The sequence below is a fragment of the Streptomyces sp. NPDC001709 genome (assembly GCF_053596375.1).
Genome location: NZ_JBSFGB010000033.1, coordinates 90,118 through 111,667 on the forward strand (window position 1 = coordinate 90,118; position 21,550 = coordinate 111,667).

Sequence of the window (21,550 nt, forward strand, 5' to 3'; positions counted from 1 at the left end):
ATTCAGCGGGGGAGTTCGGCGCGGCGCAGCGCCGGTACGACGAGGGCGACGACCCCGCCGAGACCGCACACGGTGGCGCTGACGACGTAGACCGGTCCCGGCCCCCAGGTGCCGATCGCGGCGGCCGCCAAGGGCATGCTCAGCGGGGTGAGACCGAGGCTGACCAGGCTGGAGACCGCGGTGACCCGGCCCAGGAAGGCGGGGTCTGCCTGGGTCTGCAGCAGGGCCCCGCACAGGGCGCCGCTGAGCCCGGTGAGCAGACCCACGAGCAGGGCGGTGCCGACGGCCACGGCGAGAGTGGGGGCGTAGGCCAGGGCGGCGACGGCCACCGAGCCGACAGTGATCGTGCCCCCGGCGACAAGTCCCGCGCGGGGCAGCCGCCCCCGCACGGCGAGCAGCAGGGAGGCGGCGCCCGCGCCGACGCCGAACCCGGCGAGCACCCAGCCCATGCCGGAGGCGCCCCAGCCGCGCCGGTCGGCCAGCAGGGTCAGGCCGACGTTCAGCGGGCCGACGAAGCCGAGGTCGCCGAGGGCGATGGCCAGCATGAGCGGGCCCAGGACGCGGTGACCGCGGATGTGGCGCAGTCCGGCCTTCAGATCGCTCCACGCGGTCCCGGGCGCCCTGGGCGTGTCGTCCCGCGGCAGGTCCCGTACCCGTACGGAGACCAGCAACGGCACGGATACGGCGATGAGCAGTCCGGCGACGGCGAACGCGGCCGGGGCACCTCCCACCGCCACCCCGAGGCCGCCGAGCGGGGCGCCGACGACGGCGGCGACGCGGATGGCGAGGCCCCGCATGCCCTGGACCCGGCCGAGCTGGGCCTTCCCGGTGAGCCGGGGCGGAAGAGCACCCACAGCGGGCACGAAGACGGCGTCGACCGCGCCGAAGACCAGCGCCAGCAGGGCGAGCGGCCACAGCCCGGGGCTGGTGAGGAACAGCAGGGCGGCCACGGCGAGGACGGCCGCGCAGCGCACGATGTCGCTGCCGATGACGACCCGGCGCGGCCCGAACCGGTCGGCGACGACTCCCCCGCCCAGCATCAGTACCGCCCTCGGCAGCGCGCTCGCCGACATCACGAGCCCGACCTGCGCCGGGGTCCCGGACCGGACGACGGCCCAGGACAGGGCTATGTAGTAGACGTTGTCGCCCAGCATCGAGGACGTGTAGGCGGCGAGCCAGCGCCGGACGTTGGCGTCGCGGTGGGCGGGCGTGGTGGCCGCCGGGGTCAGTGTGACGGTCACGTGCGGCGGGTCCCCTCAGGTCCGGAACGGGAAGCCGTACGTGTGCACGGCGACGTTCTCGCGGCCCTCGGTGTCGCCGGCGGCCTCGGCGGCCCGGCCCGACTCCTCGTACGAGCGGACGAGGTCGTACATCTTGCGGGACAGTTCGGCCAGTTCGTCCGGCGTGAGTTTCAGCAGCCACTCGTCGGAGCCGGACGCCGTCGTCCACGCGTCGCCCCAGTGGGCGCGCTCGTCCAGATAGCGCCGGTACATGTCGGCTCGCTGCTCGAAGAACAGCCGGCTGGCCGCGGTGTGCGCGGCCGCCTTCTCCGGAGCGTCCCGGAAGTCCTCGTCGCGGATGCTCACACCGTCGGAGGCCGGCTGCCACCAGCGCTCCCGGCCGTCCCCGCTCCGCGGCTCGGCCTCTTCGATCAGCCCGTGCTCGGCCAGCTTGCGCAGGTGGTAGCTGACCAGGGAGACGGCCTCGTCCACCTGTTCGGCGAGCTGTGAGGCCGTCGCGGCCCGGCTGATGATGAGCAGGCGGTACAGCTGCGACCGCAGCGGGTGCGCGAGCGCCTTCAGCGTGCCCAGGTCCTTGATCCGGCGGTCTCTCTCCCTGTCTGGCATACCTCCACGCTAGATACGAAAGAAAAGTTGCACAATAGTTTTTGCGCAACTTCCCTTTCACACCTTCCGAAGCCCGGCGCGGTGTCAGCGCATCAGCGCACGGGGTGTCCCGCCGCCCGCAGGGTCTCCTTCACCTCGCCGATCCGCAGGTCGCCGAAGTGGAAGACGGACGCGGCCAGCACGGCGTCCGCGCCCGCCGCGATCGCCGGCGGGAAGTCGGCCAGCTTGCCGGCGCCGCCGGAGGCGATCACGGGGACGGTCACGTGCTTGCGGACGGCCGCGATCATCTCCAGGTCGTAGCCGTCCTTGGTGCCGTCCGCGTCCATGGAGTTCAGGAGGATCTCGCCGGCGCCCAGTTCGGCCGCCCGGTGCGCCCACTCGACGGCGTCGATGCCGGTGCCCTTACGGCCGCCGTGGGTCGTCACCTCGAAGGAGCCCGACTCGGTGCGGCGCGCGTCGACCGACAGGACCAGGACCTGGCGGCCGAAGCGCTCGGCGATCTCGCGGATCAGGTCGGGGCGGGCGATCGCGGCGGTGTTCACGCCCACCTTGTCGGCGCCCGCCCGCAGCAGCTTGTCCACGTCCTCGGCCGTACGGACGCCGCCGCCGACGGTCAGCGGGATGAACACCTGCTCCGCGGTGCGGCGCACCACGTCGTACGTCGTCTCCCGGTTGCCCGAGGACGCGGTGATGTCCAGGAACGTCAGCTCGTCGGCGCCCTCGGCGTCGTACACCTTGGCCATCTCGACGGGGTCGCCCGCGTCGCGCAGGTTCTGGAAGTTGACGCCCTTGACGACCCGGCCGTTGTCCACGTCCAGGCAGGGGATGACTCGGACCGCCAGGGTCATGACCGCTCAGACTCCTCTGAATGCTTCGAGCTCTACTTCGACCAGGATGCGCGGATCGACGAAGCCCTCGACCACGAGAAGGGTCGTACACGGGCGCACGGAGTCGAACAGCTCCTTGTGGGCCCGCCCCGCCTCGTCGACGTCGCGCACATGGCTCAGATACATACGGGTACGGATCACGGACTCGACACCGAGCCCGAACTCCTTCAGCGCTTCGAGGGCGTTGCCGAAGGCGACCTTGGTCTGCTCGTACGGGTCGCCCTCGCCGTACAGCACCGTGCCCTTGAAGGACGTGGTGCCCCCGACGGACACCCGGTCGCCCGCCGCGACGGCGCGCGCGAAACCGAAACTCTCTTCCCAGGGGCTTCCGCTCTGCACGCGCCGTACGGCATCGGTCATGACGACACAGCCTCCAAGGCCTCTTCCAGTGTGAACGCCTTCGCGTACAGGGCCTTCCCGACGATGGCGCCCTCGACACCGAGGGGTACCAGCTCGGCGATGGCGCGGAGGTCGTCCAGGGACGACACGCCGCCGGAGGCCACGACCGGGCGGTCCGTCGCCGCGCAGACGTTCCTCAGCAGCTCCAGGTTCGGGCCCTGGAGCGTGCCGTCCTTGGCGATGTCGGTGACGACGTAGCGGGCGCAGCCCTCCTTGTCGAGGCGCGCCAGCGTCTCGTAGAGGTCGCCGCCGTCCCGGGTCCAGCCGCGGCCGCGGAGCGTGGTGCCCCGTACGTCCAGGCCCACCGCGATCTTGTCGCCGTGCTCGGCGATGACCTTGGCGACCCACTCGGGGGTCTCCAGGGCGGCGGTGCCGAGGTTCACCCGGGTGCAGCCGGTGGCCAGGGCGGCGGCCAGCGAGGCGTCGTCGCGGATACCGCCGGACAGCTCCACCTTGATGTCCATCGCCTTCGCGACCTCGGCGATCAGCTCGCGGTTGTCGCCGGTGCCGAAGGCCGCGTCCAGGTCGACCAGGTGCAGCCACTCGGCGCCGGAGCGCTGCCAGGCGAGGGCGGCCTCCAGCGGGGAGCCGTAGGAGGTCTCGGTCCCGGACTCGCCGTGCACGAGGCGGACGGCCTGGCCGTCGCGGACGTCGACGGCGGGGAGGAGTTCGAGCTTGGCCATGGTCTACAGGGTTCCGATCCAGTTGGTGAGGAGCTGGGCGCCGGCGTCGCCGGACTTCTCGGGGTGGAACTGGGTGGCCCACAGGGCGCCGTTCTCCACGGCGGCCACGAACGGCTTGCCGTGCGTCGACCAGGTGACCTTGGGGGCCGCGATCACCGGGTTGTGCGACTCCAGCTGCCAGTCGTGGACGGCGTAGGAGTGCACGAAATAGAAGCGGGCGTCGGCGTCCAGGCCGGCGAACAGCTCCGAGTCGGCCGGGGCCTGGACGGTGTTCCAGCCCATGTGGGGCACGACGTCGGCCTGGAGCGGCGCGACCGTGCCCGGCCACTCGTCCAGCCCCTCGGCCTCCACACCGTGCTCGATGCCGCGGGCGAACAGGATCTGCATGCCGACGCAGATGCCCATCACGGGCCGTCCGCCGGACAGCCGGCGGTCCACCACCCAGTCACCGCGGGCGGCGCGCAGGCCCTGCATGCAGGCGGCGAAGGCGCCGACGCCCGGCACGAGCAGGCCGTCGGCGTTCATGGCCTTGTCGAAGTCGCGGGTGATCTCGACGTCGGCGCCCACGCGCGCGAGGGCACGCTCGGCGGAACGGACGTTGCCGAAGCCGTAGTCGAAGACGACGACCTTCTTCTGCTTCGTCTGGGCAGCGCTCAATTCCACACCTCCAGCCGCATGACGCCCGCGACGAGGCACAGCGCCGCGCCGATGGAGAGCAGCACGATGAGGCTCGTGGGCATCTTCTGCTTGACGAAGGAGATGATGCCGCCGACCAGGAAGAGGCCGACGACGATCAGCAGGGTCGACAGACCGGTCATGGCTTACAGCGCGCCCTTCGTCGAGGGGAGGATGCCGGCCGCGCGCGGGTCACGCTCGGAGGCGTAACGCAGCGCCCGGGCCAGCGCCTTGAACTGGCACTCCACGATGTGGTGCGCGTTGCGCCCATAGGGCACGTGCACGTGCAGCGCGATCTGCGCCTGGGCGACGAAGGACTCCAGGATGTGCCGGGTCATCGTGGTGTCGTACTCGCCGATCATCGGCGCCATGTTCTCGGGCTCGGTGTGCACGAGGTACGGGCGGCCGGACAGATCGACGGTGACCTGGGCGAGGGACTCGTCCAGCGGGACCGTGCAGTTGCCGAATCGATAAATCCCCACCTTGTCGCCGAGCGCCTGCTTGAAGGCGGCGCCCAGCGCGAGGGCGGTGTCCTCGATGGTGTGGTGGGAGTCGATGTGCAGATCGCCGTCGGTCTTCACGGTCAGGTCGAACAGACCGTGCCGGCCGAGCTGGTCGAGCATGTGGTCGTAGAAGCCGACGCCGGTGGCGATGTCGGTTCTGCCGGTGCCGTCGAGGTCGATCTCGACCAGGACGGAGGTCTCCTTGGTCGTGCGCTCCACGCGTCCTACGCGGTTCATGCCTCAAGCTCCTTCTTCAACTCACGGACCGCGTCGAGGAACGCGTCGTTCTCCTCCGGGGTGCCGGCGGACACCCGCAGCCACCCCGGTACGCCGTTGTCCCGGACCAGCACGCCCCGGTCGAGGATCTTCTGCCAGACCTCGTGGGCGTCGGCGAACCGGCCGAACTGCACGAAGTTCGCGTCGGACTCGGTGACCTCGTAGCCGATCGCGCGCAGCTCGGCGACCAGCCGGTCCCGCTCCGCCTTCAGCTGCTCGACGTACCCCAGCAGGGTGTCGGTGTGCTCCAGGGCGGCCAGGGCGGTCGCCTGGGTGATCGCCGAGAGGTGATACGGCAGCCGTACGAGCTGGACGGCGTCCACGACCGCCGGGTCGGCGGCGAGATAGCCGAGGCGCAGGCCCGCCGCGCCGAACGCCTTCGACATCGTGCGCGAGACGACCAGGTTCGGGCGGCCCTCGAGCAGCGGCAGCAGCGAGTTGCCGTGGCTGAACTCGATGTACGCCTCGTCCACGATCACCATCGACGGCTTGGCCGCCTGCGCCGCCTCGAACAGCGCGAGGACGGTCTCGGTCGGGACCGCGTTGCCCGTGGGGTTGTTGGGGGTGGTAATGAAGACGACGTCCGGCTTGTGCTCGGCGATCGCCTCGACGGCCGCCGCGACGTCGATCGTGAAGTCCTCGTTGCGCGGACCCGAGATCCAGCCCGTGCCCGTGCCGCGCGCGATGAGCGCGTGCATCGAGTACGACGGCTCGAAGCCGATGGCCGTACGGCCCGGTCCGCCGAAGGTCTGCAGCAGCTGCTGGATGACCTCGTTGGAGCCGTTGGCGGCCCACACGTTCTCGATGCCGAGGGGGTACTTGCCGGTCTTCGTCAGGTACTTGGCCAGCTCGGTGCGCAGCTGGACCGCGTCCCGGTCGGGGTAGCGGTTCAGGTCGCGGGCGGCCTCCCGGACCCGCTCCGCGATCCGCTCGACCAGCGGCTCGGGCAGCGGGTAGGGGTTCTCGTTGGTGTTCAGCCGTACGGGGACGTCCAACTGGGGCGCGCCGTAGGGGGACTTGCCGCGCAGCTCGTCCCGTACGGGAAGATCGTCGATCCTCACGTCGCTCACTTGCTCTCGGGTACCTTCCAGCCGAACCGGGCCTTGATCGCCGCGCCGTGCGCCGGCAGGTCCTCCGCCTCCGCCAGCGTCACCACGTGGTGGGCGACGTCGGCGAGCGCGTCCTTCGTGTAGTCGACGATGTGGATGCCGCGCAGGAAGGACTGGACGGACAGGCCCGAGGAGTGGCAGGCGCAGCCGCCGGTGGGCAGGACGTGGTTGGAGCCGGCCGCGTAGTCGCCGAGCGAGACCGGGGCCCAGGGGCCGATGAAGATCGCGCCCGCGTTCTTGACGCGATCGGCGACCTCGGAGGCCTGAGCGGTCTGGATCTCCAGGTGCTCGGCGCCGTACGCGTCGACGACCCTGAGGCCCTCCTCCAGACCGTCCACGAGGACGATCGCGGACTGCCGGCCCTTGAGCGCGGGCACGATCCGGTCCTCGATGTGCTTGGTGGCCGCGACCTGCGGCTCCAGCTCCTTCTCCACCGCCTCCGCCAGCTCCACGGAGTCGGTGACCAGCACGGCCGCCGCCAGCGGGTCGTGCTCGGCCTGGCTGATCAGGTCCGAGGCGACGTGCACCGGGTCGGCGGTGTCGTCGGCGAGGATCGCGATCTCGGTCGGGCCGGCCTCGGCGTCGATGCCGATCTTGCCGGTGAAGAAGCGCTTGGCCGCGGCGACCCAGATGTTGCCGGGGCCGGTGACCATGTTGGCGGGCGGGCAGGACTCGGTGCCGTAGGCGAACATCGCGACGGCGGTGGCGCCGCCGGCCGCGTAGACCTCGTCCACGCCGAGCAGGGCGCAGGCGGCGAGGATCGTCGGGTGCGGGAGGCCTCCGAAGTCGGCCTGCGGCGGGGAGGCGAGCGCGATCGACGCGACGCCGGCCTCCTGGGCCGGTACGGCGTTCATGATCACGGACGAGGGGTAGACGGAGCGGCCGCCCGGCGCGTACAGACCGACGCGCTCGACCGGCACCCACTTCTCGGTGACGGAGCCGCCGGGCACGACCTGGGTGGTGTGCGTGCTGCGGCGCTGCTCGCGGTGGACCAGGCGGGCGCGGCGGATGGACTCCTCCAGCGCGGCGCGCACGGCCGGGTCGAGGGCCGCCAGCGCGTCGGTGAGCGCCTGGGCCGGGACACGGACGGATTCCAGCCGTACTCCGTCGAACTTCTCGGCGAAGTCGATCAGCGCCGCGTCGCCACGATGATGCACGGCCTCGCAGATCGGACGCACCTTCTCCAGTGCGGCCTGAACGTCGAAGTCGGCTCGGGGCAGCAGGTCGCGCAGGGCGGGGCCCTCGGGAAGGGCGTCGCCGCGCAGATCGATTCGGGAAATCACAGTCCCAATTCTCTCAGACCGCCGTCGCCGGACGTGGGCGCGTATCAATGGCTGATACAGAACGTGGCCGAACTCGGAAGATCGCCTTCACCTCTAGTGTTCCGGCAGTCACTGAGCGGGCATGAACGGCTGTACGAAAGCACTGAACATCACTGGACCAGGAGAGGAGCGAGGTGACCGAGGGGGCCGGCTTCGTCGCCGGGGACCTGCCGGACGAGCTGACCGCGGCCGAGGCCGGGATGTGGCAGGCCTTCCGCAACGGCAGTGTGTACGACCTGGGCAGCGGGGACGCCGCCGTGGACGATCCGCACGGCGGGCATCCGTGGGGCCCGGAGCGCACGGTACGGGCGCGGATGGTCGCCTGGCTGCTGCTGGACGGCCCGCCCGCGCTCGCGGGCCGGGTGTCCTCGCTGAAGCTGACCGGCGTGCGGATCACCGGCACGCTGGACCTCTCCGGCGGCACCGTACGGCCGTACGTCGAGCTGCGCGGCTGCCGCTTCGACGACGAGGTACTGCTGCCGGAGGCCCGGTTCACGACCCTGCGCATGGTGAACTGCGCGGTGCCCCGGCTGGAGGCGGCCCGGCTGCACACCGAGGGCGATCTGCATCTGCCGCGCTGCCGCTTCCAGAACGGGGTGCGGCTGACGGACGCGCACATCGGCACGGACCTGCTGCTCAACCAGGCGGTGGTGTACCGCGACCGCAGCGGCCGGTCGATCTCCGGGGACGGGGTGAGCGTCGGCCAGGACCTTCAGGCGGAGATGCTGGAGTCGCACGGCGAGCTGCGGCTGCGCGGCGCCAAGGTCGGCGTGTCGCTCAGCCTGCGCGGCGCGGTGCTGGACAACCCGTACTCCCGCTACGCCCTGAACGCCCCCCAGCTCACCGTCGAGCGGACCCTGTATCTGACCCCGGCGGGCGTCGGCAGCCCGCTGCTGAGCGGCACGACACCGGCGCGCGGGACGCGGATCCAGCGCTTCGAGTGCCGGGGCGGGATCCGCCTGGACGACGGGCGGTTCGGGGACGCGGTCGACTTCGAGCGGGCGAGGTTCACCCTCACGGACGACCAGGAGCTGTCGCTGCGCCGGGTGCACGCCTCGGAGCTGCGCTTCCTCGGGGACCGGCCGCAGCGCGGCAAGGTGGTGCTGTCCGGCGCGCGGACCGTCAGCCTGGTGGACCGGGCGGCGAGCTGGCCGGGCCCGGGCAATCTGCAGATGGGCGGCTTCGTGTACGAGAACCTCGTGCCGCGCGGCCCGTTCCCGCTGGCCGGCCGGCTGGACTGGGTGGCGGCGGCCACCGCCGAGTACGGCCCGGAGCCGTACGAGCGCCTGGCGGCGGTGCTGCGGGCGGCCGGGGAGGACGAGGACGCACGCGAGGTGCTGCTCGCCAAGCAGCGCCGCCGCCGCGAGACGCTGCCGCTGGCCGCCAAGTCCTGGGGCTACGTCCAGGACTGGACGGTCGCCTACGGCTACCGGCCGGGCCGGGCCGCGGTGTGGATGGCGGTCCTGTGGGCGGCGGGCACGCTGGTGTTCGCACACGCCGACCACCCGCCGGTGAACCACGACGAGCATCCCTACTGGAGCCCGGCCCTGTTCACCCTGGACCTCCTCCTCCCGGTGATCGACCTCGGCCAGGTCGGCGAGTGGCAGCTGCGCGGCGGCTGGCAGTGGTTGTCGGCCGCGATGATCCTGATCGGCTGGGTCCTGGCGACGACGGTGGCGGCGGGGGCTACCCGGCTGCTGCGGCGGGGGTGAGAGGGCCGGCCGGGGCTGGTCCGTGTGCGTCCAGTGGGGCAGAAGCCACAGACGGCGCAAAGACCGAAGAATCACCTTTACCGGTCCTTGACCGTCCGCCATACAACTTTCCGGGACTTGCCCCAAGCCTCTGGCGCGCTGCCCACCTGCGGACTTTCAATGGTCGACACCATGGCTCTGCTGCCCTCGTTCATCCGTCAGACCCGGATGACCAAACGCTTCGCGCGCCCGGCCGACCGGCCTCCGGCCGGGGACGAGGCCATGCTCGACGCGCCCGACGACCGGCTCTCGCCCGCGCTGGTCGCGGCCGGCCGGGGCGAGTACGCCGCCGCGGCCGGCCTGCTGGCAGCCACCCGCGCCACGGCGGCCTGGGAGAACCACGACCGCTACGTACGGCGCCTGGCCGGCTTCGCCCGATCGCGCCCCGAGTGGTTCGAGGCCTGGCACGCGGCCAACCCCGAGGACCCCGGCGCCCTCCTGGTCGGAGCCCAGCTCGCGGTGGACCGCGTCTGGCCCTCGCCGGCCCGCGCCGAGCTGCTGCGCGAGGTGAGCCCGCGGATCACCGCCGCCGCCCGCGCCGACGACCGCGATCCGGTGCCCTGGCGGATCGCGCTGGACCACGCGCGCGGCTCACGGGCGGGCCACCGGTACTTCGAGGAGCTGTGGGAGGCGGCCGTGCGGCGCGCCCCGCACCACTACGGCTGCCATGTGGCCGCACTGCGCTACCTGGCCGCCTCCTGCTGCGTCCTGTGGGGCGACACCCCGCACACCCCCCGCGCCTCGCACCGCGAGTGCTTCGACTTCGCCGACCGGGCCGCGCAGGACGCCCCGGCCGACTCGCTCGTCCAGGCCCTCCCGGCCCGGGCCGCCTTCGGCTACCTCACCGACGCCTGCGGACCCGAGATCCCGCGCGCCCGGCTGGACGCCGCGGCCGACCGGGCGCTCACGCTCTCCGGCCGCTTCCCGGCGGCCGACCCATGGCCCGCCCAGGTCCGCAACAAGCTCCTGTACGTCCTGATGTGCCTCGAGCGCTGGGAGGACGCCCGCGCCCAGCTGCGCCTGATCGGCCCGTACGCCACGTCCTTCCCCTGGGACCGGTTCTCCGGCGACCCGCTCGGCCACTTCCTGCGGCTGCGCGAGCACCTGCTGACACCGGGGCCCCGGCCCGTCCCCGCGGGGCTGCTGACCTGGCCCCCGGCCCCGCTCGGCGAGCACGGCGGACACGCCGACGCCGGTGACCACTAGGCTGAGGCGTCGTGACCACCGTCCGACTCCCGCTCTTCCCGCTGAACACGGTGCTGTTCCCGGGGCTCGTGCTGCCGCTGAACGTCTTCGAGGAGCGCTACCGCGCGATGATGCGCGAGTTGCTCAAGACACCGGAGGACGAGCCGCGCCGGTTCGCCGTCGTGGCCATCCGCGACGGCCACGAGGTGGCGCCGAGCGCCCCCGGCATGCCGGACCCCACGGCACAGCCCGACCGGGGACCGGCCGCGGGCTTCGGCCCGGAACCCCTCAAGTCCTTCCACGGGGTGGGCTGTGTGGCGGACGCGGCGACCATCCGGGAGCGGACCGACGGCACGTTCGAGGTGCTGGCGACGGGGACGACCCGGGTGCGGCTGCTCTCCGTCGACGCGTCGGGGCCGTTCCTGACGGCGGAGCTGGAGGAGCTGCCGGAGGAGCCCGGCGACGAGGCGGGCGCGCTGGCCGAGGGGGTGCTGCGCTCCTTCCGCCAGTACCAGAAGCGGCTGGCGGGCGCCCGCGAGCGCTCGCTGTCCACCGGTGCCGAGCTGCCGGACGACCCCGGCGTGGTGTCGTACCTGGTGGCCGCCGCGATGGTGCACGACACGCCGACCAAGCAGCGGCTGCTCCAGGCGCCCGACACGGCCTCCCGGCTCCGCGACGAGCTGAAACTCCTTCGCTCCGAGACGGCGATCATCCGTAGTCTTCCGTCGCTGCCCGCGTTCGAGCTGACGCGGGCGCCGACGAGCATGAACTGAGCGGGACGGCTGAGCGGGACGGCTGAGCAGGCCGGCTGGGGAAGACAGCTGAGGAAGACGGCTGAGGAAGACGGATGGCGAAGAAGTCGAAGAAGCAGCAGCAGTCCGCGGGCACGCCCGCGACGGTCGCCCTGTCGTCGGCCGGCGTGGACTTCACGGTCCACTCCTACGACCACGACCCCTCCCACCCGTCGTACGGCGAGGAGGCCGCGGAGGCGATGGGCGTCTCCCCCGACCGCGTCTTCAAGACCCTGGTGGCGGACGTCGACGGCGCCCTGACCGTGGCGGTGGTCCCGGTCTCCGGCTCCCTGGACCTCAAGGCCCTGGCGGCCGCGGTGGGCGGCAAACGAGCGACGATGGCCGACCCCACCCTCGCCGAGCGGACGACCGGCTACGTACGGGGCGGCATCTCACCACTCGGCCAGCGCAAACGGCTCCCGACGGTCCTGGACGACTCGGCGGACGCCCACGAGACGATCTGCGTCTCGGCGGGCCGCCGGGGCCTGGAGGTGGAACTGTCCCCGGGAGACCTGGCAAAGCTGACAGGAGCGGTACTGGCGCCGATCGGGCGGGGCTGACGAACGGCGCAGGGGAAACGAGACCCGGGGTCCAGGGGGCGGAGCCTCCTGGCTACGGCTGGTGCGGATACGGCAGCTCGGGATCACGCGGCCCGAACAACGCGGTAAGCCCGAGGTGGACCAGCAACGCCCCCAACGGCCAAGCCAGCAGCGCCCCCTTCGCCCCCAGCTTCAACGGCGCCGAGAAGGTGACCCCCTTCCCCGCGGCCTTGGCATGCGCCAGCACGTCGGACGGGGGTCCCAGCCACACCCCCAGCCGCCACGCCAGCAAAGACCCGAGCAGCGCCCCGAGGCCCAGTGCCACCACGAGCGGCACACCCCCACGCCGCCGCAGCAGGAACACCACCACCGCGCTGACGAGCCCGAAGCCCAGCCCCAGCAGGGTGAACGTACCGTCCACCCCGGCCGCCTGCTCGCCCTCGCTGTCCTTGAGATAGACGACCCAGCTCTTGTCGACCACGTCGCCCACCAGCGGCACATGCGGCGCCAGCCACCACCACAGCAGCCCCAGCAGCACCCCGCCCAGCGCCATGGCCACCGTGATCACGGCGGCATCCCGCAGTTCGGTCTTCATCCCGGGGCCGTCCTGTTCGTACACGCCCCCGGACACCCCGGCGGGCGGCGGCGCCTGCCAGACATCGTTCGAGGACTGGTTGTGCGGCGGCGTAGGCGGAGTCAACGGTGCGGTCACCCTGACATCGTGCCAGGTCGCGCTGGGCCCCGCGTCACCGGACGGCGGCCTTGCGATACGCCCAGGTCGCCACGGCCAGCGAGACCACCCCGACACCCGCGCACACCCCCAGGTCGACGAGGACCAGGGCCCAGTCCGGGCGGGCCCCGAAGGTCCGGGCGTACGCCTCCACGCCGTAGGTCGACGGCAGCAGATCCCGCGCCAGCCGTACGAGCTCCGGCATCCGGTCGGCCGGCAGCACACCCAGCAGCAGCGCCGCCGACATGCCCAGCTGCCCGAGCAGCGTGGCCAGCTCGGGCCGCGGCGCGAGCAGCCCGCAGGCGGCGCCGAGCCCGGACAGCGCGGCCCCGGCGAGCGGGATCACGGCCAGGAGAATCCACAGATTGCCCAGCGGCAGCCCGAACAGGACGCACCCGAAGACGGCGGTCACCAAAGTCCCCGGCACCGTGAAGGAGGCGTACGCCGCCGCCGCGCCCAGCACCACCGCGGCGGGCGGCACCGGCAGGGTGGCGTAGTGATCGAGCCCGCCACTCGCCCGCAGCTGCCCGAAGTACTGCGAGAGCAGATTCAGGGCCACGTAGGCGACGACCAGCACGGACGAGCCCGCCACCACGGACTCGGCCTCACTGCCGCTGTCGACGACGCCCCGCATCATCACGGTGATGCCGATGGACTGGAAGGTGGCCACGAACAGCAGCGGGATCCGCGCCACCCGGGCCCGGGACAGCTGGGCCCGGTAGACGGCCACGAGCGACGGCCACAGCCGAGCGGCCGGGCCGAGTTCGGCCGCGCCGCGCGCCGTCTCCGGCACGGCCCGGGTCCCGCCCGGGAGAACCTCCGCGGGTACGACACTCACGACGAGCTGCTCCTCTTCCGTACGGCAGTCGCGCACACGCATACGTATGCCGCGGCCCGCGCGCTCACGCCTTCACCAGCCCCTGCCGGGCCGCGCCGCCCAGCGCCAGGTAGACATCCTCCAGGCTGGGCGTGGCGAGCGTGAAGTCGTCCAGGGCGGCGAAGGCGGCCCCGCCGGTCACGGTGGCGACGGCGGCGCGGGCCTCCTCGGGCGCGAGCCGCAGCGTCCAGCGCCGTCCGGACTCCACCGCGCGCTCGCTCAGCACGGCGACCTCGGGCACCTCCAGCGGCGGCCGCTCCCGCCACACCAGCTCGACCCGCACCTCGCCGGCGACCCGTTCCTTCAGCCCGGCCGGGGTGTCGCAGGCGATGAGCCGGCCCTGGTCGATGACGGCGACCCGGTCGAGGACGGTCTCGGCCTCGATGACGTTGTGGGTGACCAGCAGCACGGTCGTACCGCGCTCGGCGCGCCGCCGGTCGACGGCCGCCCAGACGGCGCGCCGGGCCACCGGGTCCATGCCGGTGGTCGGCTCGTCCAGCACGAGCAGCGGACGTTCGCCGACGAGGGCGGAGGCGAAGCAGGCGAGCCGCCGCTGTCCGCCGGACAGCTTCTTCAGCGCCCGCCCGGCGATCGGCGTGAGCCCCAGCTCCTCCAGGACGGCGTCCCGCTCGGCCCGGGCCCGCCCCGCGTCCAGGCCGCGCAGGCGTGCGGTGGTCTCGGCGGCGAGGGAGACGGTCAGCTCGTCCAGTGCGGAGGACTCCTGGCCGAGGTAGGCGAGGATGCGCGCGGCCCGCTCGGGGTGCCGGACGATGTCGTGCCCGAGGATCTCGATGCTGCCGGTGTCCGGCCGGAGCAGCCCGGTGAGCTGTCGTACGAGCGTGGACTTGCCGGCGCCGTTCGGCCCGAGCAGCCCGAACACCTCGCCGCGCCGCACGTCCAGCTCGACCCCGTCGGTGGCCCGTACCTCGGGGGTGCCGGGCGCGCCCCGACGTCCCTTCACGGCCGGATAGGTCTTGGCGAGCCCGCGCACGCGGACGACCTCGTCATGCCGAAGTGCCTGTGCCGCGCGCGTACTCACAAGGGACGAGAGTACGGGGTAGTGACGCTTTACTCGTCTTTGGGGCCACTTCCGTACGCAACCGGTAAGGAAACGCCGCCGCGACGGCTCACTCCCCCGTTACGCTCTCCGCCGCGGCAGGCACGTCGATCTCCCGCCAGAACCCCGCCCGAATGGCGTAACGGTCGTGCTCGTCGATCTGGTCGTCCTTGTGCGCGAGCAGCCCGAACCGCGCGGCGTACCGCAGCAGCTCCCCGTCGATGCGGTGCGGGATGCGCGGGTACAGCTGCGACAGCTTCTGCAGATGGCCCTGTTCGCCGAGCCGGGAGATCCAGCGGCGGGCGAAGACCTGCCCCACCTCGTACGGGTCGCCGCCGACGGTGGTGATGTCCTCCTCGCGGTCGGCCCACCGCTGCTCGGCCGTGGTGAGCTGGGCGAGCGTCGGCATGGAGGCGACCTCGGGCGGCTCGGTGACGGCGCCCGGCCGGTCCACCCAGCCCTTGTCGGAGGACCAGCGCAGGGTGGCGGTCGCGGGGTGCTGAACGGGCTGGGTGCCGGGGGCGCGCAGGGCGGCGAGGTCCTTGGGGGTGGGTACGCCCTTGTGGGCGGTGACCCGCTCCTGGGTGCCGTTCTCCGCCGCCGCGGCCGGCTGGGGAGCGCCCTGCTCGGCCGGCCGTTCGGCCGCCGCGGCGAGCGCGGACTCGGGCAGCGGCGCGGAGAGGATCGCGGCGATCTCGGGCCGGGGCACGGGCGGCGGGGCGCAGACCCCGGTCAGTTCCTTGGCGCGGACGGCCTGGGTGATCCAGGCGCGGTCCAGCACGCGCCGCTCGTCGGCCTCGGCGACCAGGTCCTCGGACTGGTTGTAGTCGCCGTCGGCGGCCTGTACGGCCCACAGGTGGACGGCGACGCCGTGTTCCTTGGCGGCCATCATGCCGGGCAGCAGATCGCCGTCGCCGGTGACGAGGACGATGTCGGAGCAGGCGCGGTTGCGGGCCAGCTCGGTCAGCTCGGCGTGCATGGCGGCGTCGACGCCCTTCTGCGCCCAGCGTCCGTCGCTGCGGGTGAGGGCGCCGAGCCGGACGGTGACCCGGGGCATCACGCGTAGTCGCCGGTGCTCCGGTTGGGGGACGCGGTCGGGGGCGCCGTCGAACCAGTAGATGCGCAGCAGCGGGCGCTCGGTCTCCGACTCGGCACGTTCGCGCAGGGCCTGGATCAGCGCGGTGTGGTCGACGGTGATCCGGGACCGCGAGGGCTCACCGGCGAGGAGGCTGGCGGCGGCTCCCAGCAGGTACCCGGCGTCCACCAGGACGATGCAGCGGTCCACGCGACTCACCCTCTTCCCGGGAGGTTTTGCTTCGGGCTTCCTTCGAGTCTGCCCGACGGCGCAGAGGTTAACGGCCGGAACTCGATCTTCGGCGTGGCGTTTGCGGATCCCGCTCGCCAACCCGCCCTGTCACACAGGGTAATTATCCGACATGCACTCGATGTCGGCGTATGTGAATCTGGTCCCGGCCCTGGCCCCTAGATCCCCCACAGGAGGCAGATCACCATGGCCAAGAACAAGAACCGCAAGCAGGGCGGCCCACAGAACCGCTCCTCGCAGGCCGAGCCGGCCCACGAGCAGGCGCAGCGGCAGTCGGACGCGCACGACTCGCCGGTGTCGCACATCCAGGGCAGCCCCGCGGATGTTGCTCGCAAGAAGCAGAAGAGCTTCGGCCACAACTAAAGGGCAGTTGAAGCCCAGGCACACAGGAGGGGCGCACCCGTATCGGGTGCGCCCCTTCGCGCTTCTCGGTCTCAGCCCGCCAGACAGGACGGGCCGAGCAGCACCTTCAGGTCGCCGAAGAGCGCCGGGTCGGGCTTGACCCGGTGCCGGTCCAGGCGCAGCACGGTGGTCTTGCGCGGGCCCTGGAGCTTGATGCGGACCTCGCTGTCGCCCTTGTGGTGGCTGAGGATCTCGCCGAGGCGGCTGACCATGGGCGGAGTGACCCTGGTGGCCGGGATGGTGAGGATCACCGGCGCGTTGGTGCCCGCGTTGGACAGGTCCGGGACCATCAGCTCCATGGCGACGAGCCGGGGCACGTCCTCGCGCTTGTCGAGGCGTCCCTTGACGAACACCACGGCGTCCTCGACGAGTTGGGTCGACACCAGCTGGTAGGTCGCCGGGAAGAACATGCACTCGATGGAGCCGGCGAGGTCCTCGACGGTGGCGATCGCCCAGGCGTTGCCCTGCTTGGTCATCTTGCGCTGCAGGCCCGAGATGATGCCGCCGATGGTGACGACCGCGCCGTCCGCGTGCTCACCTCCGGTGAGCTGGGCGATGCCCGCGTCCGCCTTGTCGGACAGCACGTGCTCCAGGCCGAAGAGCGGGTGGTCGGAGACGTACAGACCGAGCATCTCCCGCTCCTGGGCGAGCAGATAGGTCTTGTCCCACTCCTCGTCGGTGAACTGCACGTCGAGTCCGAAGCCGGGCTCGCTGCTGGTCTCCTCGCCCATGCCGCCGAAGAGGTCGAACTGGCCCTCGGCCTCCTTGCGCTTGACCGCGACCACGTTGTCGATCATCGGCTCGTACTGCGCCGTGAGCCCCTTGCGGGTGTGGCCCATCTCGTCGAAGGCGCCGGCCTTGATCAGCGATTCGGTGGTGCGCTTGTTGCAGACCACCGCGTCGACCTTGTCGAGGTAGTCGGGGAAGGAGGCGTACTTCCCCTTGGCCTTGCGGCACTTGATGATCGACTCGACCACGTTGGTGCCGACGTTGCGGACGGCGGAGAGGCCGAAGAGGATCACGTCGTCGCCCTGGGCGGCGAAGTTGGCCTCGGACTCGTTCACGTTCGGCGGGAGCACCCGGATGCCCATGCGGCGGCACTCGTTGAGGTAGATCGCCGACTTGTCCTTGTCGTCCTTGACGGAGGTCAGGAGCGCGGCCATGTACTCGGCGGGGTAGTTCGCCTTGAGGTACGCGGTCCAGTACGACACCAGGCCGTACGCGGCCGAGTGGGCCTTGTTGAAGGCGTAGCCGGCGAAGGGGACCAGCACGTCCCACAGGGCCTGGATGGCCTCGTCGCTGTAGCCGTTCTTGCGGGCGCCGGCCTGGAAGATGGTGAAGTTCTTCGCCAGTTCGTCGGGCTTCTTCTTGCCCATCACGCGGCGGAGGATGTCGGCCTCGCCGAGCGAGTAGCCGGCGATGATCTGGGCGGCCTTCTGCACCTGCTCCTGGTAGACGATCAGGCCGTAGGTGACCGCGAGGACCTCTTCGAGGGGCTCCTCCAGCTCCTTGTGGATCGGCGTGATCTCCTGCTGCTTGTTCTTGCGCAGCGCGTAGTTCGTGTGGGAGTTCATGCCCATCGGGCCCGGGCGGTACAGGGCCGACACGGCGGAGATGTCTTCGAAGTTGTCGGGCTTCATCAGCCGGAGCAGGGACCGCATGGGGCCGCCGTCGAACTGGAAGACGCCGAGGGTGTCGCCGCGCTGGAGGAGTTCGAAGGTCGTCGGGTCGTCGAGCGGGAGGCCCAGGAGGTCGATTTCGACCCCCTTGTTGGCCTTCACCATCTTGACCGCGTCGTCCATGATCGTGAGGTTGCGCAGGCCCAGGAAGTCCATCTTCAGCAGACCGAGCGACTCACAGCTGGGGTAGTCCCACTGGGTGATGGTCACGCCGTCGGTGTGCCTGACCCAGACCGGGACGTGCTCGGTGATGGTCTCGCTGGACATGATCACGCCGGCCGCGTGCACGCCCATCTGCCGCACCAGGCCCTCCACACCGCGCGCGGTGTCGATGACCTTCTTCACGTCCGGCTCGTTCTCGTACATCCCGCGGACCTCGCCGGCCTCGCTGTAGCGCGGGTGGCTGGGGTCGGTGATGCCGGACAGCGGGATGCCCTTGCCGAGGACGTCGGCGGGCATGGCCTTGGTGATGCGGTCGCCCATCGCGTACGGGTAGCCCAGCACGCGCGCGGAGTCCTTGATCGCGTTCTTGGCCTTGATGGTGCCGTAGGTGCCGATCATGGCGACCTTGTCGGCGCCGTACTTCTCGGTCACGTACCGGATCACCTCGACGCGCCGGCGCTCGTCGAAGTCGATGTCGACATCGGGCATCGAGATGCGCTCGGGGTTGAGGAACCGCTCGAAGATCAGACCGTGCGGGATCGGGTCGAGGTCGGTGATGCCCATGGCGTAGGCGACGATCGAGCCGGCCGCGGAGCCTCGGCCGGGGCCGACCGCGATGCCGTTGTTCTTGGCCCACATGATGAAGTCGGCGACGACGAGGAAGTAGCCGGGGAAGCCCATCGAGATGATGACGTCCATCTCATAGTCGGCCTGCTTCTGGCGGTCCTCGGGGATGCCGCCGGGGAAGCGGCGCTCCATGCCGCGGCGGACCTCCTCCTTGAACCAGGTGACCTCGGTGTAGCCCTCGGGGATGTCGAACTTCGGCATGAGGTCGCGCTTCTCGAACATGCCGTCGGTGTCGACCATCTCGGCGACGAGGAGCGTGTTGGCGCAGCCCTCCTGCCAGGCGTCCGAGGAGTCGATGGCGTACATCTCGTCCGTGGACTTCAGGTAGTAGCCGGTGCCGTCGAACTTGAAGCGGTCCGGGTCGGAGAGGTTCTTGCCGGTCTGGATGCACAGCAGGGCGTCGTGGGCGCCGGCCTCGTGCGCGTACGTGTAGTGCGAGTCGTTGGTGACCAGCGGGGGGATGCCGAGCTTCTTGCCGATCTCCAGCAGGCCGTCACGGACCCGGCGCTCGATCTCGATGCCGTGGTCCATCAGCTCCAGGAAGTACCGGTCCTTGCCGAAGATGTCCTGGTAGTCGGCGGCGGCCTTCAGGGCCTCGTCGAAGTGGCCGAGGCGCAGCCGGGTCTGCACCTCGCCCGAGGGGCAGCCGGTGGAGGCGACGATGCCCTCGGACCACTGGGCGATGGTCTCCTTGTCCATCCGGGGCCACTTCTGCAGCCAGCCCTCGGCGTAGGCGTCGGAGGAGAGGCGGAAGAGGTTGTGCAGGCCGGTCTTGTTCACCGCCCACATCGTTTTGTGGGTGTAACCACCCGAACCGGAGATGTCGTCCCGCTTCTGGTGCGGCTGGCCCCAGAGGATCTTGCGCTTGTTGCGCCGGGACTCCGGGGCGACATATGCCTCGATCCCGATGATCGGGGTGACTCCGGCTTTCTTCGCGGAGTGGAAGAAGTCGTACGCCCCGTGCAGGTTGCCGTGGTCGGACATGGCGATGTGCGTCATGCCCATCTCGTTGCAGGCGTTGAACATGTCCTTGAGCCGCGCGGCACCGTCCAGCAGCGAGTACTGGGTGTGGACGTGCAGGTGCGTGAAGGGCGGCTTTGACACGGTATGGCCTCCAACGGAAACACTGGGCGGCGGGCGGGGGACGGTTCTGGGGGTCAGCGTCGAAGTCTATGCCCCGGCACTGACACTCGCGGGGGATCCCCGCGTACCTTCATGCGGGAACCGGGCACTCCCGCGTGGCGTCGCCCGTTGGAGACGGCAGAAACGCTGTCGTACAGGTAATGCACCAGGAGGCACCCAGCGATGTCGGCACCCCAGCTCAGCGACGAGCAGCGCGGCGAGGACATCCTCGCCGTCTTCGACACCGCCTTCGGCCGGCTCCTGGCCGCCGACCCGGCCGCGTTCCGGGTGAAGTTCCGGAAGATGGCGGCCTCGGCCTTCGCGTTCTACCGGGGCACGGCGTGCCTCTTCTACCACGACCTCGACGCGGAGAGGCGCGGTGGTCCATTCCTGGACGACCGCACCTCGCGCGTGTGGATCCACGGCGATCTGCACGCGGAGAACTTCGGCACGTACATGGACTCCAACGGCCGCCTGGTCTTCAACGTCAACGACTTCGACGAGGCCTACGTCGGCCCCTTCACCTGGGACCTGAAGCGCTTCTCGGCGTCGATCGCCCTCATCGGGTACGCGAAGGCGTTCAGTGACGAGCAGATCACCGAGCTGGTGCGCGTCTACGCGGGCGCGTACCGCGAGCGCATCCACGCCCTGGCCACGGGCGCGAAGAGCGACGAGGTGCCGCCGTTCACCCTGGACACCGCCGAGGGCCCCCTGCTGGGCGCCCTGCGGGCCGCCCGTTCGCTGACCCGCTTCGAGCTGCTGGACTCGATGACCGAGATCCGCGACTTCGAGCGCCGCTTCGCGCCGGGCGGCGGCTCCATCGAGCTGGACGCGGCCACCCGCTACAAGGTGCTGGCGGCCTTCGACGGCTATCTGGAGACGCTGCCGGACTCCTCGCTGGCCCGCCCGGACTCCTACCGCGTGAAGGACGTCGTCGGCCGCCGCGGCATCGGCATCGGCTCGGCCGGCCTGCCGTCGTACAACATCCTCCTGGAGGGGCACAGCGACGCCCTGGAGAACGACGTCGTGATCTACATCAAGCAGGCCCAGACCCCGGCCGTCTCCCGGCACATCACGGATCCGGCCATCGCCGGCTACTTCCAGCACGAGGGTCACCGCACGGTGATCTCCCAGCGCGCCCTGCAGGCGCACGCCGACCCGTGGCTGGGCTGGACCGAGCTGGACGGCGCGGGCCAGCTGGTGGCCGAGGTCTCGCCGTACGCCGTCGACCTGGACTGGGGCGACATCGACGACCCGGAGGAGATCGCGCAGGTCGTCGCCGACCTGGGCCGGGCCACGGCCTCGATGCACTCGGCGGCGGACGACACCTCGGGCGAGTCCCTGGTGCCGTTCTCCACCGAGCGGGCCATCGACGCGGCCATCGCGGCCGACGAGGAGGGCTTCGCGCCCCTCCTGGTGGACTTCGCGCACAGCTACGGCGCACGCGCGCGTGCCGACCACCAGATCTTCGTCGACCTGTTCCGCAACGGCCGGATTCCGGGGCTGTAACGACCTCGTGCACGGTTGGCCGTGGCTCGGCGCCCGGGTTACTCGTTGAACTGGGCATGATGGGGGTTGGGGCACGCGAGTTGATCGTGGCGGA

At 71.2% G+C, this 21,550-nt stretch carries 21 protein-coding genes; 6 read left to right on the top strand and 15 right to left on the bottom strand.

What is annotated here, in order from left to right; all coding sequences use genetic code 11:
• Nucleotides 1–2: 2 nt before the first annotated feature.
• The 10 genes from ACWC0C_RS36240 to hisD all read right to left on the bottom strand — a co-directional run bounded on the left by ACWC0C_RS36240 (nucleotide 3) and on the right by hisD (nucleotide 7,662).
• Nucleotides 3–1,241: an MFS transporter gene (locus ACWC0C_RS36240; RefSeq protein WP_450868516.1), complete on the bottom strand. Its 1,239-nt coding sequence runs from the start codon at nucleotides 1,239–1,241 to the stop codon at nucleotides 3–5.
• Nucleotides 1,242–1,256: 15 nt separating this feature from the next.
• The gene (locus ACWC0C_RS36245) at nucleotides 1,257–1,847 is read right to left on the bottom strand and encodes an ArsR/SmtB family transcription factor (protein WP_450868518.1); all 591 of its coding nucleotides are present in this window, start codon (nucleotides 1,845–1,847) and stop codon (nucleotides 1,257–1,259) included.
• 92 nt (nucleotides 1,848–1,939) lie between these two features.
• Nucleotides 1,940–2,695 (bottom strand): imidazole glycerol phosphate synthase subunit HisF, encoded by a 756-nt coding sequence (gene hisF, locus ACWC0C_RS36250; RefSeq protein WP_450868519.1) that lies wholly within the window; start codon nucleotides 2,693–2,695, stop codon nucleotides 1,940–1,942.
• Nucleotides 2,696–2,701: 6 nt separating this feature from the next.
• The gene (locus ACWC0C_RS36255) at nucleotides 2,702–3,094 is read right to left on the bottom strand and encodes a RidA family protein (RefSeq protein ID WP_449196032.1); all 393 of its coding nucleotides are present in this window, start codon (nucleotides 3,092–3,094) and stop codon (nucleotides 2,702–2,704) included.
• Entirely contained in the window at nucleotides 3,091–3,816 is a 726-nt protein-coding gene (priA, locus tag ACWC0C_RS36260) for a bifunctional 1-(5-phosphoribosyl)-5-((5-phosphoribosylamino)methylideneamino)imidazole-4-carboxamide isomerase/phosphoribosylanthranilate isomerase PriA (protein WP_450868521.1), read from the bottom strand. Before priA ends, ACWC0C_RS36255 begins: the two co-directional genes overlap by 4 nt.
• Before the next feature lie 3 nt (nucleotides 3,817–3,819).
• A complete protein-coding gene (gene hisH / locus ACWC0C_RS36265; RefSeq protein ID WP_449196034.1) occupies nucleotides 3,820–4,479 on the bottom strand; it encodes an imidazole glycerol phosphate synthase subunit HisH in 660 nt (219 codons plus the stop codon).
• On the bottom strand, nucleotides 4,470–4,634 hold the full coding sequence (locus ACWC0C_RS36270) for a hypothetical protein (protein ID WP_030605407.1): 165 nt from the start codon (nucleotides 4,632–4,634) through the stop codon (nucleotides 4,470–4,472). Before ACWC0C_RS36270 ends, hisH begins: the two co-directional genes overlap by 10 nt.
• Before the next feature lie 3 nt (nucleotides 4,635–4,637).
• On the bottom strand, nucleotides 4,638–5,231 hold the full coding sequence (gene hisB, locus ACWC0C_RS36275) for an imidazoleglycerol-phosphate dehydratase HisB (protein ID WP_031166423.1): 594 nt from the start codon (nucleotides 5,229–5,231) through the stop codon (nucleotides 4,638–4,640).
• Nucleotides 5,228–6,340 carry a histidinol-phosphate transaminase gene (locus ACWC0C_RS36280; protein WP_450868522.1) on the bottom strand — a complete coding sequence of 371 codons (1,113 nt, stop codon included), beginning with the start codon at nucleotides 6,338–6,340 and terminating at the stop codon, nucleotides 5,228–5,230. Before ACWC0C_RS36280 ends, hisB begins: the two co-directional genes overlap by 4 nt.
• Complete coding sequence (gene hisD / locus ACWC0C_RS36285; RefSeq protein WP_449196036.1) at nucleotides 6,337–7,662, bottom strand: histidinol dehydrogenase; 1,326 nt, start codon at nucleotides 7,660–7,662, stop codon at nucleotides 6,337–6,339. The genes ACWC0C_RS36280 and hisD overlap by 4 nt, the downstream gene beginning before the upstream one ends.
• A gap of 173 nt (nucleotides 7,663–7,835) precedes the next feature.
• On the opposite strand from hisD, the gene ACWC0C_RS36290 reads away from it, so the two are divergent.
• From ACWC0C_RS36290 to ybaK, 4 genes are all read left to right on the top strand, one after another.
• On the top strand, nucleotides 7,836–9,413 hold the full coding sequence (locus ACWC0C_RS36290; RefSeq protein WP_449196037.1) for an oxidoreductase: 1,578 nt from the start codon (nucleotides 7,836–7,838) through the stop codon (nucleotides 9,411–9,413).
• Nucleotides 9,414–9,572: 159 nt separating this feature from the next.
• Nucleotides 9,573–10,658, top strand: coding sequence for a hypothetical protein (locus tag ACWC0C_RS36295; RefSeq protein WP_450868524.1), 1,086 nt, complete (start codon nucleotides 9,573–9,575; stop codon nucleotides 10,656–10,658).
• Between the two features lie 11 nt (nucleotides 10,659–10,669).
• Nucleotides 10,670–11,410 (top strand): LON peptidase substrate-binding domain-containing protein, encoded by a 741-nt coding sequence (locus ACWC0C_RS36300; RefSeq protein WP_449196039.1) that lies wholly within the window; start codon nucleotides 10,670–10,672, stop codon nucleotides 11,408–11,410.
• 74 nt (nucleotides 11,411–11,484) lie between these two features.
• On the top strand, nucleotides 11,485–11,988 hold the full coding sequence (gene ybaK / locus ACWC0C_RS36305) for a Cys-tRNA(Pro) deacylase (RefSeq protein WP_449196040.1): 504 nt from the start codon (nucleotides 11,485–11,487) through the stop codon (nucleotides 11,986–11,988).
• Between the two features lie 52 nt (nucleotides 11,989–12,040).
• On the opposite strand, the gene ACWC0C_RS36310 is transcribed toward ybaK, so the two are convergent.
• The 4 genes from ACWC0C_RS36310 to ACWC0C_RS36325 form a co-directional block, all read right to left on the bottom strand.
• A complete protein-coding gene (locus ACWC0C_RS36310) occupies nucleotides 12,041–12,679 on the bottom strand; it encodes an AAA family ATPase (RefSeq protein ID WP_449196041.1) in 639 nt (212 codons plus the stop codon).
• A gap of 34 nt (nucleotides 12,680–12,713) precedes the next feature.
• Nucleotides 12,714–13,535 carry an ABC transporter permease gene (locus ACWC0C_RS36315; RefSeq protein WP_449196042.1) on the bottom strand — a complete coding sequence of 274 codons (822 nt, stop codon included), beginning with the start codon at nucleotides 13,533–13,535 and terminating at the stop codon, nucleotides 12,714–12,716.
• A 64-nt stretch (nucleotides 13,536–13,599) separates the two neighbouring features.
• On the bottom strand, nucleotides 13,600–14,613 hold the full coding sequence (locus ACWC0C_RS36320; protein ID WP_450868526.1) for an ABC transporter ATP-binding protein: 1,014 nt from the start codon (nucleotides 14,611–14,613) through the stop codon (nucleotides 13,600–13,602).
• Nucleotides 14,614–14,701: 88 nt separating this feature from the next.
• A complete protein-coding gene (locus tag ACWC0C_RS36325) occupies nucleotides 14,702–15,916 on the bottom strand; it encodes an NYN domain-containing protein (RefSeq protein WP_450868527.1) in 1,215 nt (404 codons plus the stop codon).
• 225 nt (nucleotides 15,917–16,141) lie between these two features.
• Here ACWC0C_RS36325 and ACWC0C_RS36330 point away from each other — a divergent pair, with 225 nt between their 5' ends.
• Nucleotides 16,142–16,318 carry a hypothetical protein gene (locus ACWC0C_RS36330; protein WP_450868529.1) on the top strand — a complete coding sequence of 59 codons (177 nt, stop codon included), beginning with the start codon at nucleotides 16,142–16,144 and terminating at the stop codon, nucleotides 16,316–16,318.
• Nucleotides 16,319–16,389: 71 nt separating this feature from the next.
• On the opposite strand, the gene dnaE is transcribed toward ACWC0C_RS36330, so the two are convergent.
• Nucleotides 16,390–19,929, bottom strand: a complete 3,540-nt coding sequence (gene dnaE / locus ACWC0C_RS36335; protein WP_449196046.1) for a DNA polymerase III subunit alpha — start codon at nucleotides 19,927–19,929, stop codon at nucleotides 16,390–16,392.
• Between the two features lie 201 nt (nucleotides 19,930–20,130).
• Between dnaE and ACWC0C_RS36340 the strand changes: the two genes are divergently transcribed.
• Entirely contained in the window at nucleotides 20,131–21,456 is a 1,326-nt protein-coding gene (locus tag ACWC0C_RS36340; protein ID WP_450868531.1) for a DUF2252 domain-containing protein, read from the top strand.
• Nucleotides 21,457–21,550 lie beyond the last annotated feature (94 nt).